This is a genomic window from Aneurinibacillus sp. REN35, from assembly GCF_041379945.2.
GTDB lineage: Bacteria > Bacillota > Bacilli > Aneurinibacillales > Aneurinibacillaceae > Aneurinibacillus.
The window spans coordinates 55,126-73,917 of record NZ_JBFTXJ020000011.1 but is presented as its reverse complement, the minus strand read 5'-3'; the positions used below and the strand labels follow the sequence as shown (position 1 = coordinate 73,917).

Annotated in this window: 15 protein-coding genes; 6 read left to right on the top strand and 9 right to left on the bottom strand. The window is 44.8% G+C overall.

Going from position 1 to position 18,792, the window contains the following annotated elements; translation table 11 throughout:
* Positions 1-126 precede the first annotated feature (126 nt).
* The 6 genes from AB3351_RS17965 to AB3351_RS17940 all read right to left on the bottom strand — a co-directional run bounded on the left by AB3351_RS17965 (position 127) and on the right by AB3351_RS17940 (position 5,232).
* A complete protein-coding gene (locus tag AB3351_RS17965; protein ID WP_371148530.1) occupies positions 127-573 on the bottom strand; it encodes a hypothetical protein in 447 nt (148 codons plus the stop codon).
* Between the two features lie 81 nt (positions 574-654).
* Entirely contained in the window at positions 655-1,341 is a 687-nt protein-coding gene (gene rluF / locus AB3351_RS17960) for a 23S rRNA pseudouridine(2604) synthase RluF (RefSeq protein ID WP_371148529.1), read from the bottom strand.
* A 24-nt stretch (positions 1,342-1,365) separates the two neighbouring features.
* Positions 1,366-1,560: a helix-turn-helix transcriptional regulator gene (locus AB3351_RS17955; RefSeq protein WP_371148528.1), complete on the bottom strand. Its 195-nt coding sequence runs from the start codon at positions 1,558-1,560 to the stop codon at positions 1,366-1,368.
* Positions 1,561-1,583: 23 nt separating this feature from the next.
* Positions 1,584-2,093, bottom strand: a complete 510-nt coding sequence (locus AB3351_RS17950; RefSeq protein WP_371148527.1) for a DUF6773 family protein — start codon at positions 2,091-2,093, stop codon at positions 1,584-1,586.
* Between the two features lie 174 nt (positions 2,094-2,267).
* A complete protein-coding gene (locus AB3351_RS17945) occupies positions 2,268-4,562 on the bottom strand; it encodes a sensor histidine kinase (RefSeq protein WP_371148526.1) in 2,295 nt (764 codons plus the stop codon).
* Positions 4,540-5,232 carry a response regulator transcription factor gene (locus AB3351_RS17940; RefSeq protein WP_371148525.1) on the bottom strand — a complete coding sequence of 231 codons (693 nt, stop codon included), beginning with the start codon at positions 5,230-5,232 and terminating at the stop codon, positions 4,540-4,542. The genes AB3351_RS17945 and AB3351_RS17940 overlap by 23 nt, the downstream gene beginning before the upstream one ends.
* Positions 5,233-5,588: 356 nt before the next feature.
* Here AB3351_RS17940 and AB3351_RS17935 point away from each other — a divergent pair, with 356 nt between their 5' ends.
* Genes AB3351_RS17935 through AB3351_RS17925 form a run of 3 tightly spaced genes read left to right on the top strand, consistent with a single transcriptional unit; the run spans position 5,589 to position 8,822 of the window.
* A complete protein-coding gene (locus AB3351_RS17935; RefSeq protein ID WP_371148524.1) occupies positions 5,589-6,113 on the top strand; it encodes a hypothetical protein in 525 nt (174 codons plus the stop codon).
* A gap of 21 nt (positions 6,114-6,134) precedes the next feature.
* Positions 6,135-8,294: an ABC transporter transmembrane domain-containing protein gene (locus tag AB3351_RS17930; protein WP_371148523.1), complete on the top strand. Its 2,160-nt coding sequence runs from the start codon at positions 6,135-6,137 to the stop codon at positions 8,292-8,294.
* A gap of 18 nt (positions 8,295-8,312) precedes the next feature.
* Positions 8,313-8,822: a GNAT family N-acetyltransferase gene (locus AB3351_RS17925; RefSeq protein WP_371148522.1), complete on the top strand. Its 510-nt coding sequence runs from the start codon at positions 8,313-8,315 to the stop codon at positions 8,820-8,822.
* A gap of 271 nt (positions 8,823-9,093) precedes the next feature.
* Here the strand turns inward: AB3351_RS17925 and AB3351_RS17920 are convergent, their stop codons facing one another.
* The 3 genes from AB3351_RS17920 to AB3351_RS17910 all read right to left on the bottom strand — a co-directional run bounded on the left by AB3351_RS17920 (position 9,094) and on the right by AB3351_RS17910 (position 11,741).
* A complete protein-coding gene (locus AB3351_RS17920) occupies positions 9,094-9,849 on the bottom strand; it encodes an SDR family NAD(P)-dependent oxidoreductase (RefSeq protein ID WP_371148521.1) in 756 nt (251 codons plus the stop codon).
* Positions 9,850-9,964: 115 nt separating this feature from the next.
* Positions 9,965-10,411, bottom strand: coding sequence for a hypothetical protein (locus AB3351_RS17915; RefSeq protein ID WP_371148520.1), 447 nt, complete (start codon positions 10,409-10,411; stop codon positions 9,965-9,967).
* Between the two features lie 106 nt (positions 10,412-10,517).
* Positions 10,518-11,741, bottom strand: a complete 1,224-nt coding sequence (locus AB3351_RS17910; protein ID WP_371148519.1) for a BMQ_0737 family morphogenetic spore coat protein — start codon at positions 11,739-11,741, stop codon at positions 10,518-10,520.
* Positions 11,742-12,268: 527 nt separating this feature from the next.
* Between AB3351_RS17910 and AB3351_RS17905 the strand changes: the two genes are divergently transcribed.
* The 3 genes from AB3351_RS17905 to AB3351_RS17895 all read left to right on the top strand — a co-directional run bounded on the left by AB3351_RS17905 (position 12,269) and on the right by AB3351_RS17895 (position 18,669).
* Positions 12,269-14,401 carry a sensor histidine kinase gene (locus AB3351_RS17905; RefSeq protein ID WP_371148518.1) on the top strand — a complete coding sequence of 711 codons (2,133 nt, stop codon included), beginning with the start codon at positions 12,269-12,271 and terminating at the stop codon, positions 14,399-14,401.
* Positions 14,402-14,406: 5 nt separating this feature from the next.
* Entirely contained in the window at positions 14,407-15,090 is a 684-nt protein-coding gene (locus AB3351_RS17900) for a response regulator transcription factor (protein ID WP_371148517.1), read from the top strand.
* A 234-nt stretch (positions 15,091-15,324) separates the two neighbouring features.
* A complete protein-coding gene (locus AB3351_RS17895) occupies positions 15,325-18,669 on the top strand; it encodes a leucine-rich repeat protein (RefSeq protein WP_371148516.1) in 3,345 nt (1,114 codons plus the stop codon).
* Positions 18,670-18,792 lie beyond the last annotated feature (123 nt).

The window sequence follows — 18,792 nt, the reverse complement described above, 5'->3', positions numbered from 1 at the left end:
ATGCTCGGCATTCTTCATCACCTCTGCATCTAACGCAGCCATATGTACACCATTATTTGAGCCCTAGAGAGCAAGCAAGAAGCACCGCAAGCCACCATACCCCTTTATTTATGACGCACACCCTCCCTATTGATTCACCGTCATTTGTAGCTCAGCTTTATAGAAGCACTGCACAACAACACAGCCCAGGATAAAGGAGGCAATGCCCGATACAGAAGGCTGCATGAACAGATCAAATACCGCAGGGAACAAGACCAGATTTAGCTTCTCATACTGTGCTGTATACATGGCAAGTACATAGAAGGAGCTCACATAAAACGCAGGCAGGCCAAAAATAAGCAGCTTCAGCCAGTCATAGCGCCACCTTCCGAACCGCCTCTTCTCCTTTATCACATACGGAATGGAGGCCATCATTCCTAAAAAGAAGGGGAATGTAACAGAAAAGATAAAAAAGGGCATTCTTTCAAGCGTTTGCTGCATCATTGCCCGCAAGTAATACCAATACGCATAGCCAGCGTAAAAGATGAGGCTGAAACATACAGCATATAAAAGCAGTACGCCTGCTCGTTTCACTTCTTCCTCTCCTTTATATTCATATGTAAATATTATACATGTAATATAAAGGAAATAGAATCCTCTTCTCCCTCGGGTTTGTTATAAGTCCTTCATTAGCTCTTTAAACTCCTGGCGGGTTAGATTCCGCCACTGCCCGATTTTAAGTCCGTCCAGCTTAATGTTCATAATGCGAATACGCTGCAGCTTCATCACATGATAGCCAAAAACCTGGCACATGCGGCGAATTTGCCGATTCAGTCCCTGCGTAAGAATAATTCGAAACACCCGGTCGCTGATCCGGGTGATTTTGCACGGCTTCGTCTTCGTATTCAGGATACGGACACCACTCGACATCCCTTTGATGAACGAATCGGTGATCGGCTTATTTACCGTTACGATGTATTCCTTTTCGTGGTTATTTTCCGCCCGCAGAATGCGGTTCACAATATCTCCATCATTCGTCAGGAGAATCAGCCCCTGCGAGTCTTTGTCCAGCCTGCCAATCGGAAAAATCCGCTCCGGATGATTAACGAAGTCTACGATGTTTCCTTTCACATGCCGCTCGGTCGTACATGTAATGCCGACCGGCTTATTCAACACGATGTAGACCGGCTGCTTTTTGCTGCCGATCGGACGGCCATCGATCCGTACATCATCCCCCGGCTCCGCCGTGCTGCCAAGCTCCGCAACGACGCCGTTAATCGTTACTCGCTTGGCCTCAATCCATTTGTCCGCTTCGCGCCGCGAACATATTCCTGTTTCACTAATAAATTTATTAATTCTCATAAAGAACTCCCTGTGCTTCTTTCATTACTCTTCCCAGAATAAATCATCTAGCGTTTTAGATAAAGTCTTGCATATTGCCACACATAAACTCAGAGTCGGATTATACTTTCCTAATTCGATTAAACCAATCGTCTGACGTGATACCCCGACCAGCTTAGCCAGTTCCTCCTGCGACAAATCCTTTTCTACCCTCGCCATCTTGAGCCTAATATTTTTCATACGATACCACCCATTTCTCCACCCTATTCATCCTCATCATCTTCAGCTGACTTCTGTCCCGCCTTCTTTGCTGCATAATGAAAGATCATAATCACAACAAAAAACAGCGGAACATAGATCATGAAAGAAGCAAAGAATACCGTGGCGAAGTACCCCAACTGCGTAGACAGCGTATCTCCATATACTACCGCGCTGCGAACGCCAAAGATCAGCGCAATCGCAACACCGGTTCCCAGGCCAGTCCGTAAGTTCTTTTTGCTCATCGGAACACTGCTTGTGCGATCATGTACCTCAATCTCATCTGATATAATTCCAAGGCTCATCGCTCTACCCATATAGTATAGCCCTTGAACGATTAAAATGAGAAATTCGATCGCGACCTGCTTCACATCGATCCCATGCATATAAAATTTCACTGCAATCGACAACAGACAGAGAACCAATACGATCAGATACATCTCCCGATAAATCACATTCTGTAGCTGGACAATTCGCTCATCCTCTATCCGTTTCTTGCTTGTAAACCAAGCCATTTCCTTCACCCTCCTGCTGTTCTTTTTTTCCTTTTCTTATACTCATTATATATGATATGCGTCTTTTTGCAATATATATATGTCATTTTGTAAAATATAATTTGAAATAAAAAAAGCAGCACCGCAGGATGAAAAACCTGCCGCGCTGCTTCGTATGTTTAATTTTTCCATGTCTTAAACAATAGGAAGGGAGACTGTTACTTTAAACAAATCACCGTCCACCTCAATATCCATCCCACCTTGATGGAGGTCCATAATGGATTTCGCAATCGCAAGCCCTAATCCGGAGCCTTCTGTATGACGCGATGTATCGCCGCGCTTAAAACGCTCAAATAGTTCGTCAATATCTTCACTCAGTTCATATTTGGTCACATTTTTAAACGTGATCACAGCTTCATTCTGTACTATTTTTACAGCAATATAGACTCGTGTGTTCTCCAATGAATATTTGAGAATGTTGCCGATCAGGTTATCGAATACCCGCCACAGCTTTTGTCCATCTACCACTGCATAGACAGGAGCATCCGGGTTTGTAACACGGAACTGCAGCGTCGATTCTCCGATGCTTTCGTTATATTCAGCAAGCGCCTGCTGCAAAAGCTGCACAATATCAACCTTTTCCTTCATCAGCTCAATGTTTCCGCTCGCCATTTTCGACGCCTCAAACAAATCGTCAATCAATACCTTTAACCGTTTGGATTTTCGGTCAATGATCTCAATATAGGCAGCATGCTCCTCGCTCGACGCATCCGCCGTCTTGAGCAGTTCGGTATACGTAATGATCGAGGTTAACGGGGTGCGCAAGTCATGGCTTACGTTTGTAATCAGTTCGGTTTTCAGCCGCTCACTTTTCGCCTGTTCCTTCTGTGAGACCTTGATGCCGTGCTTTAACGTATTCACATTGCCTGCGAGCACAGACAGAGTAGATTTCCCTGTAACCGGTATATCCGACTCCATCCTTCCCTGCGCCAGACCGTTGGTGTTCACCACAATCTGGTTGAAATATCCCACGCTTTTTATAATCAGAAAAAGTGTAGGCAGGCATACGACAACAAATAATGGAGCATATACAATAATTAGTTCATTTTCGAGCAGAACGATGCCTGCGCCAAAGCCCGCAGCAAAGACAACCCCTAACAGAAGGAAAAGCTGCACTCCAAGACTACGAAGCATAAAGGCGTCTCGCATGCCTTTATATACTCGGTAAGTCAGGGATCTCTGCCAGTCCTCCTGCCAGATTGCCGCCTCCTTTGTTCTCTCCCGCCAGAATTTCCATTGAATCAGCGCAAGCGCAACCAAGCAGGCTATAATCAGTAACATGGTCGTTTTATCAATAGCAAAGCTATACACATCTTGGTAGATATGCATATTATATATATTCGTATTCACGACTAGAAAAAACAGGGTAACAAGCACGGTTCCCAGCAGGGCAATGGCCGCTACGTCTTTTGGAACATGATGATAATAAGGCTGCCATCTCTCCGTTGCAATCAGCTTGAGCACAGGCGTTCTTCGGTTTATAAAATAGGCAAGGAAAAGGGCAGGGATACTGCTAATTCCGTACACAAGCAAAAAGAGTTGTTTCTGTCGGTAATCACGGTAATCCATCATAAACTGATTTGTTGACGGAATGGATTTGGACAGCGCAATTTTTCCTTCAAACTTTTTTTCTGATCTTACCGGTGACATTACTGTCTCACCGTTTTCAAACTGAACCTCATGTGTCGCTGTTGCCACTTCATCATATTTTATTGGCGAAACCCTTTTCTCACCGTTTTCAATCCAAGCCTCATACTCTGTTAAAATTTCATCGTATTTTTGAGAAGGGTACGTTCGGATGAGGAACATCTTGTTATCATTTATATACTTATCGGCAGACTCGCCTTGAGCCAGATTTAGATTCGTATAAATTTTTCCTGTCGTTGTGTCCTTTAGATAATAGGTAAACAGGCTTTTCTCCTTTACAAATTCTGGACGATCCCTCTCCATCTCACGGACATGCTGCTCAATCTTCTGTTCTTTTTCTTTGACAACCTTGGGGCGAACATAGTCATCACTTTTAAAGTTGTTTGTAATGTCGGCAATTTTTCGATCCCGATCCGCCGCATAGGCCACAATTAGCTCCTGGTTATTGGCGGCCACTGCCTCCTGAACCTTCTGCTCATACTGACTTTTTATGTTCGAGATTTGGGTCGTCAGATCGCCGTAGCGGTACCGGTGCTCATTGATTTCCTCTTCTGTAACGGTAATCTGCTTTATCAGTTCTTCCTTATTGACGGGAGCCAACTCATACCGCTTTAGATTCTCCACAAATTGGTTCATCTGGCCTTCAAACTGCGGCGTATGAAAATAATCCTTTTTTATGTATTCCTGCCCGCTAAACAGTACGGTAAGAATGCCGCTGATCCCGAATGTAAATAACAGAATCCAGATGATAAAAAGCCATCTATTTTTCGATTTTGTATCCAATTCCCCACACCACCTTTACGTATCTTGGCTGTTTCGGATTGATTTCAATTTTTTCCCGAATCTTACGGATATGAACAGCCACCGTATTCTCGGCATTAAAGCCGGGCTCGTTCCACACCCGCTCATAAATCTCGTTGATCGAAAACACCCGTCCCGCATTTCGGATCAGCAATTCGACGATCTTATATTCTGTCGGCGTTAATTTCACAGGCTCTCCGTCAACCGTTACTTCCTTGGCGGACGGGTCCACTGCCAGTCCGTTGCATTGAATGACTTTCTCTGTGCCTTCATATGTACCAAGCGTCACATACCTGCGCAGCTGAGATTTCACCCGGGCGATCAGCTCCAGCGGATTGAAGGGCTTTGTGACATAATCGTCTGCGCCAACCTGAAGGCCGAGAATTTTATCAATATCCTCACTTTTTGCACTGAGAATGATGATGGGAATGTTTTTTTCCTCACGTATCTTAAATGTGGTGGCGATGCCATCCAGACGCGGCATCATCATATCCAAAATGATGAGGTGAATGGTGTGTTCGTTCAATTTTTCAATCGCTTCGATGCCATCCTGTGCTTTGATCACGGTCATGCCTTCATTTTTTAAGTAAATTTCAATCGCATCACGGATTTCTTTTTCGTCATCAACAACAAGTACTGTATAATCATTCATCTCTTTTCACGCTCCCCTCCAAAGTATAGCATGTGCGGTCCCGCGGGACTTTCTATCCACAGTGTACGCTGCAATTCTTAACATTCCATGCGTACAATCCTTAAGACTTTCTTAAGGATATCCTCTTTCTTTCGTATGAATCGCACACGCACAGTCCAAACCCAAAAAGCCCTGCTGTAAAGACACAGCAAGGCTTTCCATATAAGCATCGCGAATTGTAGATACCGCAGCACATGGCGTAGGTGCCTCTAAATCATTCAACATCGCTCCACTTTTGTAATTACAACTACAGACTTTCTATTGTCTCTGCGTATATAATTACATTGTAAAGAATAAACAAGGGAGCAGGCAGCGCTATGAGTTATTATTTTTCTATTTGTTCTTCCGCAATGTATCAGCAAAAGTATCTCGAATTTTTGCTTGAGCATTACAACCAACTGCATTTGCCTTACTCATTCCCCGTAGCACTCAGCTTTATAGCCAGCCCCATTCTCATGGAGAGAGAATCTTTTCTTTGTTTTAATGAAGAACATGAGGTAATCGGGGCATTTGGATACATATATGGAACCGGCGAGAACGACTACGAAGATACACATATTATACAAATGCAAATTGTATTTCTACAGGAAGAATATCACGGAACGACGGTCTTCCTTAAAGGCCTTCAGTTCTTGACGCAATATCTCGCCCAGTTAGACCAAGAAGTTACAGAATTTCACTTCTGGGCGCCGGCAGATGCCTACCTGCGTCAGCTTTTCACTAAAATAGCACAAAAAGTTTCCTCTTCGGAAACTGCCTTTGGCACAATTGATGAATATCATGCCTCCTTCTCAGCCTGGCGCACCTATGCAGCAAAGTTTCGTCATGAAGCGAGTTTTTGACAAGGTGGAGGAGGCGTTTTCATGGTAACCGTCATAAAGAATCTGCTGAGCTATCTACGTCCCTATAAGCTGCTGACATCTCTGTTTTTTCTCACCTTGCTGCTTGACCTTGCCTTCATTTCACTCGCTCCGCTTAGCTTTAAATTCATTATCGATAAAGCGATTGAACCACGGGATATGGATGCCTTTTTTCTCATTCTACAGATTTTGGTTATTGTCGGACTTTTTTGTCTTAGTGCCGGTATTGTAAGCGACTATATACTAGCCAAGTTGAATGCTCGTGTGCAAACCGACTTACGAAGGAAATTATTCGCGCAGATTCAGCACCTACACATCGGTTCTTTTCAAAAATCCCGCTCCGGCGACTTCATCACTTATTTTTCTGTGGATCTGCCTGCAATTGAAGGCGCCATGACAGTGATTCTTACCACGGGCATCCAATCGTTGTCCGTCGTGATCATCAGTACCGTGGTGCTGTTTTATCTTCAATGGAGTATGGCTGTCTTCATTCTGATAGGTGCGATCGTGATTTTTACCGGTCCTTATTTGCTTGGCCGACGCGCCCAATCAGTCAATAGCATATATAAAGAGCAGCTTGCCTCGATGACAAGTGATGTGCAGGAAAACATTAAGGCACAGAAAGTCATCAAGGGCTTCAACCTGCAATCGGCCATGATCGAGAAATTCAATATCCGGCTCTCGTCCTTATTTCGCAGCAGCTACAACAAAAATGTGATGAATGCGAAACTAGAACGCATTCCGATGGTAAGCCTGCTGCTTATTAACTTTACCATCATCGGATTCGGCTCGTATTTAGCCTTAAAAGGGCATATTACAATCGGCTCGCTTGTCGCCTTCTTCACCATGTATACGTCCATGGGCAACTCTGTGTTTAATCTGACCTTTACCATTCCTGCTTTTACGGAAGCACTTGTCAGCATGGAGCGAATTAGGAACCTGTTGGATCAACCTAGAGAAGAGACGGGCAACTCTATCTTCCCTGGGATAGAGCAGCGAAAGCTTACGATTGACATGGATCATGTGACGTTCAGCTATGACCAAAAGCAGCCGGCCTTAAAGCAGGTCAGTCTACGTATTCCTGCTGGTACAACGGCAGCATTTGTCGGTTCTAGCGGCTCTGGAAAAAGCACCATGGTCCAGATGCTGCTCGGCTTCTATGCGCCTGATGATGGGCATATTCGTATTAACGGCGTCAGTTTCCAGGCATTGGATCGGGGATTGTACCGAGAACAGATCGGTGTCGTATTTCAGGATAATTTCCTATTTCATGGGACGCTGCTGGAGAATATCAGAATCGGTAAGCCGAATGCTTCATTGGATGAAGTCGTTGCTGCTGCAAAGAAAGCAGAGATCCATGACTATATCTGCAATCTAGCGGATGGGTATGAGACACAGGTGCTGGATGAAGGAAGCAACTTCTCTGGCGGACAGCGGCAGCGCCTTGCCATTGCCCGTGCTATTTTACGTGATCCGCCCATTCTGCTCCTAGATGAAGCGACTTCTGCCCTCGATCCAATCTCGGAGGCAGCGATTAACGAGACATTCGGAAAGCTATCACATGAGCGCACTGTTATTACCGTCACCCACCGCCTGGCTTCCATTACCGGCGTAGATCATATCTTCGTATTCGATCAAGGAGAGTTGATAGAGAGCGGCCATCATCAACAATTGCTTGAAAAAGATGGATTTTATAAGCAGCTATGGGATAAACAGAGCGGGTTATCACTATCCCACAGCGGTCAGGAGGCGGCCATTAATGATGAACGCCTGGCCCGACTTCCTTTTTTCCGTGGTATTGATCTTGATGTGTTACAAGAAATCACGCAGCTCTTTCATACTGAAACTTTCACTGCCGGACAGCCTATTATCCATGAAGGAGAACCTGGTGAGACGTTCTACCTTATTGTGCGGGGAAAAGTAGAGATTACGAAAGTATCGCCAGAGGCTGATACGGGGCGAATCCGACTTGCCGTACTGGAGGACGGAGATCATTTTGGAGAGATTGCCTTGCTGGAGAATGTTCCACGGACGGCCACAGTTACAACAATGACGCCATGCGTATTCCTTACCCTGCAACGGAAAGTACTGCACTACATCCTGTCCAAATATCCCGATATCAATACTCGCGTCAGGGAGACGTTACAGGAGCGAAGAAACTAGGAGGTGCCTATATATCGTATGTCTGCACAATTACGACGCTGTGTAAGCGATGAGGATTATGCGCAATTCACGCTGTTTTTTATCCGCCACCGCACAGATTTTGACAGACGTTTTTCTCTAAGTGATACCATATTTCATATTCTCGAATCGATTCATGATTCCCACATTGTATTGATTGAAGATACCAACAGCAATATGATTGGTTGGGGACACTACAAATATGTCACTCCCGATTATCAGCCTGACCCCCAGGGTGAGATTGCTTTTATAAACTCCGTGATTATAACCAAGGAATACCGCAGCAGCCGCCTCTTTTTCCATGGATTTGGTGAACTCGTCGGCCAAATCGCTGAAGAGAACAGCCATGTCAAGCAACTGCACTTTTATGCTCAAATCGAGAACGCCTACTTAAATCGGCTGTACTCCAAGTTCGCTTCTGTCATTGGGCAACATGAGGGCTATCACGGAACAGAAAATATTTATGCCGCGGATTTCAAGAAATTGGTGCACTATTTACGTAAAATGTGATTAAAACTACTGAAATGGTCACATAGGATAACATATAATGTTAATACAAACCATTTGTTACCAAACTAAGAAAGGAGGTACTGACATGTTCCCACCAAGATCATTCCTTAGTGGAAAAGGTAGCAAGAAACCGTTGCAAGCTGTCGTGAATATTCTAAAGGCAAATGAGCAACTGCGCGTATCGTCTGTAAAATAATTCGTGCATAAAGCCAAACAGGCTGGTGTCTTTCTTGACACCAGCCTGTTTATTGAGCGTTACACGTATGTAGTACTATTGAAAAATTTCACCACCGGAACAATTTACAATGGTTCCGTTTAACATCGCTGCGCCTGTCGTTAATGCGAAAATAACTACGTCCGCTATTTCTTCAGCGGTAGCCGGGATATTCGGCCCTGTGCTTGCCATCATTTTTGCCATCCGTTCCTCAGTAAGCGAAGTCACTGCTTGTGCGCCAATGCTTGTTTTCATCATATTCGGCGCAACACCAACAGCATGAATGTTCACATCCTGATAGTCTTGTCCGATTGATTTTGTTAAGGCAGCGACCGCGTGCTTCGTAGCGGAGTAAAGCCCATTGTACGCAGTCGGCTTGAAGCTGTTTGAGGACGCGGTATTGACGATATTTCCGCCACCATTCTCCAGCATAATCGGAATCACATACTTTAAGCCGAGGAATACTCCCTTAAAATTAACCCCTACGACACGATCAAACTCATTGACATCATACTCATGTAAAAGCCGCATCGGAATCATAATTCCGGCATTGTTCACAAAATAATTGATCGTGCCGAATTGCTGTACCGTCTTCTCTACATACGCTTGTACGTCGGCTTCCTGCGATACATCCGCCTTCACAAAAATAGCCTCCGCACCTTTTTCTTTCACGATCGAGAGGGTTTCCTGTCCGGCCGCTTCATTAAAATCTACCAATGAAAGCGTATAACCTTGTTCCGCTAGTTTAATCGCTACCGCACGACCTAAGCCGGTCGCTGAACCCGTAAGTAGCACCACGTTATTTTTTTTCATTTTTTCTGCTCCTTTATCGGTTATTCTCGTTATTGAGTATACTCTTTTCTTCGTGTTTTATCCTCCTCATTAAAAAAGAACGCTCCCCTACTGAGAGCGTTCCTCTTGATTGCCTTTATGATCTTTTGTTAAGGGCAAAATCAAGCCACCATCCATCTTGCGGACAAAGTACCGCACGATTTCCGCTGACATTAACCACAGAAACAACGAGTTCTACGCCTCTAGCTTCAGCCGATTCAGTAAACAGAACCCGGTTTAAATTAGGGAAATCCTGTTTATTGGATGTTGACTGCCAAAAAGCTCTAGATCCTCTTACCTGCACGCGCAGCCGCATGTTTCTGTTTTGAAAATTAAAGCGAGCACCTTTAAGCACCAAGCTTGCCGATGAAATTACACCAACTGTGATCACTTGTACACTTCGATTCCTCCGGCCAGAAATGCTAAATGACCGTTCTCCACCAATATCACCACTTAAAGAAAAGCGTTCAAGCTGTGTAACACGCCTAACAGAACTTCGGGATTGCTTCAGTTTGGCTTTGAAATTCTTTGATTTTCCTGCCATATACGATCACCTCCCCCTACGTTATACAATGCTAGAGGAGGATAGAAGGAAAGGGACAAAGATACATGCATACAAAAATATACGCGTGTCCTCGTCTTACTTGAAGCTACATCCATTTCACTTGATCAAACGGGATACTTATCGTACTGTTAACGGGTCGAGTAACCCAGTCATAGATTTTTGTACTCTGTACACAGACCATTTCTTGTTCGTTATTCTGACTTGAGGCTGTACTACGTATAGAAGAAGGGATATGTGGTGAGGAACAGGACGAGAATAATTCTTCACGAGGCTGACAGTCTATACCTTCCACCATGAGTGTGACTTTCCCCTCAACTTCTACAGACTGACATAAGGTTAAAGCTATATGGAACTGCTGAATATTTTGATGCGTGTCACACCAGAAGTTTACTTCGCATTCAAAACTTGTGATCTCGCAATGAATATTTGTTTTGGGAGGGACACAGAGGAGAAATGTTTCCACTATGTGAAACGGGATGGGCTGCGTGCGCTGCATAGTGGTTGCACTCGTAATTTGTACAACAACAAACCCTTTCTTCCTGATTGTCACCTTTTGCAGGGTGATTCTTTCTCCATTTGGCAAAACGATTGGTATCTCCTTACGTCCATCCTTCTGCAAAATTTCACCGCATACAATCGATCCTTTAGCCAGTGGATCTAAGGGGCGACCATTTTCATCCGATAGAAAACAGCTTGCTTGTAAAAGGCAGCTCATTGGATTGACGACCTGATCCACAGGTGCTGATGTACTCCCCTGAAAATTGGCATCGCCTGAATAGATAGCTGTAATCTGGTGTGTACCTGCGCTCAATCCGTTCGTCGTTAACGCTGCTGTGCCGTCGCCATCTAACGAAGCCGTTCCTAAAACGGTAGCTCCTTCCGTAAACGTAACCGTGCCCGTTGGTGTTCCTAAGCCCGGGGGAACACTTACTACCGTGGCTGTAAAGGTTACAGGCTGACCATATGCAGAGGGATTGGGCGAACTCGTTAACGTGGTCGTCGTGCTGGCTTGATTGACGATCTGGCTCACAGGTGCTGATGCGCTTCCCTGAAAATTAGCATCGCCTGAATAGATAGCTGTAATCTGGTGTGTACCTGCGCTCAATCCGTTCGTCGTTAACGCTGCTGTGCCGCCGCCATCTAACGAAGCCGTTCCTAAAACGGTAGCTCCTTCCGTAAACGTAACCGTCCCCGTTGGTGTTCCTAAGCCTGGAGGAACACTTACTACTGTGGCCGTAAAAGTCACGGACTGACCATATGCAGAAGGATTGGGCGAACTCGTTAATGTGGTAATGCTTTCGGTCGCCATGCTTTTTCTCCTTCCCAAATTAGATATCCATCTTTTACTATATGGGTGCAATGATCATTTGTTATGGGCGTTAACACAGGTATTGGAGTTTATTAATGAAACGTTAAACGCAAAAAGAGTGAGATCAAAGGACCCACTCTTAAAAACCATACATGTAATTTGCAATTGTTGTAGGGCAGCATAAATATCCCTATAGCGCAACCTACCCCTCATACGCCTGCTTTAACATTTTTCTTTGTGATAGACAATCTAGACAGAAGATCCCAAATCCCGCTGCTACAACAAGGGGATAGTTCCAGTTTCCGTTATCTTTTGCCATAAATAAAAGACAAATATTTTCGATGGCTAGACTCTAAAGCCTTTGTCATTCTGAGCCGAAAGCAGGGGAATCAGATAAAATGTAGAATTTTTAGTGTACACAAAGAACCAGATTTAAGGATAATATAGTGAAATTATTGTATCTATAAAAAATAGCTGTGAATGATGACGTAACTTATTTCGAAAACGAAATGAATAAAGAAGAGGTGTTGAGTATTTCAAAGATTAGGCTTAGCATCATCAACTTAGGGATCATCTTTGGTTTGATGCTATGTTTATCTGGATGCAGTGAACCAGCATCTGTAACAACAGCCGCTAAAGACGGGGCTCTTGATTTGCGAGAAAGAGACTTATCCGAGCAATCAGTAATGCTTCAGGGAGAATGGGAATTTTACTGGAAGGTTTTCCTTACTCCTGCCGAATTTGGGCAGGAGCATCCGCTGAAAACCAAGCATTTGATTGCATTGCCGCACTCTTGGAACGGATATGTTTGGGAAGGGCAGCATCTGACTGGCGACGGGTATGCGACATTTCGTTTAATGCTGCATATTCGCGAACAGGATATGGAAAAAAACCTCGTCCTAAGAATCCCTACGATATTTCATTCGTATAAGCTGTGGATCAACGGTAAATTGTATACCGAAGTAGGTCAAGTAGGGACGGATCGAAGTAACACTGTACCGAGCCTAGCTACTAAGCAGATTTATTTCCAGCCAGAAAAAGATCAAGTTGAACTAGTGATGCAGGTGGCTAACTTTCATCATTTAAGGGGCGGTATTACCAAATATATTGAGCTCGGCGACAGCGATGCAATGACGACAAGCACGAACTTAAAAATCGCCTTTGAGATGTTCGTAACAGCAAGCTTGCTCATCATTGGCGCGTACCATCTCATGCTGTATATGCAACGTCGGAAAGACAAAGCAATGCTATACTTCGGATTGTTCTCCATCATCTGGGCCATTCGCTCATTGCTTGTCGGAGAGCTGATTCTAACGAAATGGTTTCCGAGTTTTCCATGGGGCGTTCAGATTAAAATCGAGTATCTGGCGCTATATAGCGGAACGTATATTTTCACCATGTATTTCTATCATTTATTCAAAGAAGTACCTTCCTGGTTCCAGATAGCTTCGCGCTGGCTAGCGACCATTTTCTGTCTGATTGTTGTCGTCGCGCCAGCTCGCATCTATACACACACGCTGCTAGCATACGAAGTCATTATTGTTGTTCACTTGATCTATTTTCTTTATGCTCTGTGCAAAGCTACCATGCAAAAAAAAGAAGGAGCAGCCATTTTTTTGACAGTCTCCGTAATTACATTTGCATCCGTGATCAACGATTTTCTCTATTACAATGAAAAGCTTCTGCTCGGAAATTCGTCCACTTGGGGACTTCTGATCTTTACGTTTGCACAGATGTATTTATTGTCAACCAGGTTTGCCAAGGCGGCCGAGAACGAGGAAAAGGCGGCGCTGGAGCTGGCCGCGGCTAACGACAATTTATTCCATGTCAATCAAAATCTAGAGCGAATCGTATTGGAACGCACGAACGAATTGTCAGCTTCGAACGAAAGCCTCAGACAAGCCTACGATCAATTGCTGCGTTCGGAGGAAGGGCGCAAGAAATTGTTATCCTATATTACGCACGATTTGAAAGCTCCGCTTTCTACGATGCTCGGTTATGTCGAAGCAGTGCAGGATAACGTAAAGCCAGAAAAATCCCAGACCTACTTAAAATTTGTTTACGACAAGACGGTATGGCTTAACCGTATGATAGAGGACCTCTCATTCCTGTCGCATCTGGAGACGAGTCAAATTTCTTTTGCAATGCGCGCGGTACCAATGCAATCGTTTATCCGCGAATTTTGGCAGCAATATGAATGGGTTATTAAAGATGCGGAACTAAATGGGAAACTGACCATTTCACTGCCCCCCGATCACGAAGACACTTCTTTGCACGTGTATGCGGACCCACTTCGATATGAGCAAGCGTTGTCCAATGTAATGACTAACGCGTTGAAATTTACGCCGCGCAGAGGAATGATTGCGTTATCATTATCCTTTTGGGAGATAGATGGGGCTAAGTATGCGGTGATCGAAATGAAGAACACAGGAAGCGGCATCCAACCAGAGCATCTGGAGCGCATCTTCGAACGAAATTACAAACATTATCCTTCTGGGTTTGAGCAAACTTCGATGGGGAGCGGCTTAGGCCTGGCAATTGCCAAGGAAATCGTCGAAGCTCACGAAGGGAAAATATGGGCAGAAAGCACAGGCAAAGCTGAAAGCTCCTTTTTTATTGCTTTGCCGGTCATGACCAATGAAATGGAGCAAGGCGGGTGAACACGATGAAACATAGCAAAATACTCATTGTAGACGATGATCTTCACCTCTGTGAAATAATTCGAGCGTATTGCGAGAATGAAGGGTTTCAGGTTGCCGCAGCCCACAACTGCGACGCAGCAAGTAAGCTTGTTGAAAAATTCAGACCGGATTTGATTGTGCTCGATATTATGCTGACTAATGAGAACGGCATACAGTGGTGCCAGACGGTGCGCAACGTGACGAGCGCAGTCATTATTTTTCTGAGCAGCAGACAGGAAGACGAAGTGAAAATCCGTGCACTGACCGATGGTGGAGACGACTACGTGACGAAACCGATCAGTCCGAAAGTGTTGATTGCCAAAATCAAGGCGCACCTGCGACGTACGTCCGCTATCGCCACAGATCGGTATTTGGAGTTTCCCGGGATGACGCTCGATTTTGTCACGCAGAATGTTTATCTGGATGGTCAATTCGTAGAGCTGTCCAAGAAAGAATTCGGCTTACTGGCCCATATGGCGCAATCGCCTAATCAGATTATTGATTCTTCGACGCTGCTTCAACAGATTTGGGGCACGAACTACTTAGAAGATACAAGAACAGTGGCAGTTCATATCAGCAATCTCCGCAAGAAGATAGAATCCGACCCGTCTGATCCTAAATGGATCGTTACGGTACGAGGCATCGGTTATAGGTTCACAACAGGGTAAGAGGCTCGAACGCGAGCCTCTTTTTTATGCTGCGTGTCCATCTTCTATGATGTTAAAGTTTTCTTTAACTTTCTTTATGCATACGAATGAATTGATATAATGAAGCAGAAAATTGATATAGATTTTACGTTCTTGCTATTTGTGACATAGTTAGCGACTTTGCGTTCTTCCGGAGCTGTCCTGCTTCTGAGGGCCAATTCTACTAGTAATGAAATTGGAGGAGTGAGATTCAGAGTGAAAAAAGGTGGCAGTAAAGGGTGCAAAATAGCAGCATGGTCTGCAGTACTAATGGTGCTTTTGCTTGGTATTTGGTCGGGAACGGGCATGCGCGAAGCGAAGGCGGCAACACATGGGGATTTTACGTACACGGAGAACAGTAATGGAACGGCAAAGATTACTTTTTATAATGGAAGCGGAGGGGATGTTGTCATTCCTTCAAAGGTGGGCCCTTCTAGCGATTTGACAGTGACTGAAATAGGGACTCGCGCTTTTTCTCGAAGGAATGTAACGAGCGTGACCATTCCGGACAGCGTAATCACCATACATGATCATGCTTTTTCGATTAATCAATTAACGAGCGTGACCATTCCAGACAGTGTAACCCACATAGGTGGATATGCGTTTAGCGAAAACCAATTAACGAACGTCACCATTCTGGGCAATTTAATCAGCATGGGCGAACGTACTTTTCAAAAAAACCAGTTAGGAAGCCTGACACTTCCGGACAGTGTAACCACGATAGGTTATGGTGCTTTTGAGGATAACCGATTAACGAGCGTGACGCTTCCGGCCGATTTAACTAGCTTAGGCCCTTATGCTTTTGCTCGTAATCAATTAACAAGCGTGACTATTCCGAATCGTGTAACCAAAATAGGTGAAGGTACCTTTACTAATAACAGATTAGCGAGTGTGACCATTCCAGACAGTGTAACCAGCTTAGGTTATCTGGCTTTTGCGCATAACGAATTAACGAGTGTGACCATTCCGGCCCGTGTAAACAGCATAGATGAAGTTGCTTTTTTGAATAACAGGCTAACGGAAGCCATTATCGAAGGACCATCGACGAGAATTTCTACAAATTCTTTTAACAATAACTCATCCCCGATCATGGTCGGTTACCAGAATATCAAAAATTACGCTTCCTCACAAGGATTTGGCTATAAGGAAATCGTGTCCGTATCTTTCCAGCCAAATGGCGATTCAAGCTGGGCGCAATCTCACTCAACTGATGTGGATGTTGTGTCATCCTATATCACTGGCATACAGGCATACCAATGGACAAAAGCAGAAGCTAGACCGAATTCCAGCGGCTGGCAAGAATTTTCAAGCGGAGATACGATTTCTACACCTTCAGAGGCCGGGAGCTTGGTTTTGCATGTTCGCTTTAAAGATAGGAATGGATATGAATCATTCTATTATTCGAACAGGTTCAATGTGGATCAATCGCCGCCCGTTATCCAGTTAAGCACGGGAGCATCCTCCCCATCCAATCAGAATGTGGCCATAACAGCTACCATTGATGATCCGCATAGCGGACTCCAATTAACGAAGTGGGCAAGCGGAACACAGCCTCTATCCTACTTCTCAGCCGGCGGCGGAACTAGCTTTACCAAAAGCTTTAACGTTACGGATAACGGAACATATACCGTATATGCGCGGGACAATGTCGGGAACGAAGCGGTGGAAACCATTGTGGTCAGTTACGATGGAGATTTTGAATACGCAGATAATAAAGATGGGACGGCGACCATTGTTTCCTATAAGGGAAGCGGAGGGAATATTGTCATTCCTTCAAAGGTAAGCGATGCTGATTTAATCGTAACTGCCATTGGGGAAAACGCATTTAAAAGCAAGAATGTAACGAACGTGACCATTCCGGCTCTTGTAACCAGCATAGATCAACAAGCGTTTATGGGCAACCCTACATTGATCATGGTCGGTTACGAGAATATCCGCAATTACGCCTCCTCACATAATTTCGGATATAAAGAAATCGTGTCTGTATCTTTCCAACCAAAGGGTCATTCAAACTGGGCGCCAACTCATTCTACTGATGTAGAGGTTGTGTCATATATTGCTGGTACACAAGCTTACCAATGGACAAAAACAGAAGAGCAGCCGAATTCCAGCGGCTGGCAAGAATTTTCCAGCGGAGATACGATTTCTACATCTTCAGAGACCGGAAGCTTGGTTTTACATGTTCGTTTTAAGGATGAGAATGAATATGAATCACTCTATCATTCGGATAGTTTCAATGTGGATCAATCGCCGCCCACTATCCACTTAACATCCTCTTCAGCAAATCAGAACGCTACAATCACAGCGAAAATTGATGACTCGCATAGTGGACTCGAATTGACGAAGTGGGCGAGCGGAGCGCAGCCTCTATCCTACTTTTCAACCGGCGGTGGAACCAGCTTTACCAGCAGCTTTGAGGTCAAGAAGAATGGAACATACACGGTGTATGCGCGGGACAATGCCGGAAACAAAGCGGTGGAAACAATTGCGATTAATAACATAGGCAACAACGGTGGTTCGGGCGGTTCAGGTGGTTTGGGCGGTGATGGTCGTAGTGGTTCAGGCAACAATCTTGGTGTCATTACATCAACTAATGGAACCATTACGATTCCGGTTGGAAGTTCCGGGGAAGTACATCTAGGCGGGGAGGTCGTCATTAAAGCTCCCAATGGGGCTGCTGAACAAGAACTGCGTATCACGATCGAAAAGCTGATTGCTACGTCTGTCCCCTTAACCGATCAAGAACAGCTCGTCAGTCAACCCTTTGAAGTCTTGAAAAACTTTAACAATAACTTTAAGAAGCCGGTCACACTATCGATCAAATTCGATCCAGCTAAAGTAGGCAAAAATCAGAAAATCGCTCTCTACTATTATGATGAAGAAAAGAAAAGGTGGGTAGAGATAGGAGGACAGATTAACGACGAATGGATCACTGCACAGGTGGACCACTTTACCAAATTTGCTGTTCTGGCCGTTGATATAAAAAAGGATGGTAGCAAAGCAACACCTAAACAGCCGGAGCCAACGTTCACTGACATTATCGGTCATTGGGGCGAGCGCTCCATTATTCGCGCAGCAGCGCAAAAGCATGTGAGCGGATATCCGGATGGAACGTTCAAACCGGATAACCCGATTAGCCGTGCTGAATTTATGGTCATGTTGGTGGGTGCGCTGAAATTGGAGGGATCAGGCACGTCACTTACCTTCAAGGATCAGGCTAAGATCGGATCATGGGCCAAACAAGCGGTCGCTCTCGCCGTAGAGGCGGGTATCGTAAGCGGGTACGAGGATGGTAGTTTGCGTCCGGATGCACCGATCACTCGCGCGGAGACGGCGTCAATGATCGCAAGAGCGCAAGAGATATCCCTTGACGCGAATGCACGAAGCGGCTTTACCGATGACGAAGATATTCCAAATTGGGCGAAAGGTGCGGTCGAAGCAATGCGTAAGCTAGGTATTGTCAGCGGCCGCGGCGACAACAAGTTCTCCCCGAACGATACGACAACGCGAGCAGAAGCAGTCGTAATGCTACTCAGAATGTTGGAATATAAAAACGAGTAATAAGAGATTTGGCAAGCATTCCTGTCCCCCCTGGTAGAAGGGGCTGTCTAAAAGGTCCCTAAAACAGTAAAGAAGATGGCGAAAACGAAAAGTTTTTGGCCATCTTCTTTTTTTAACCCATTT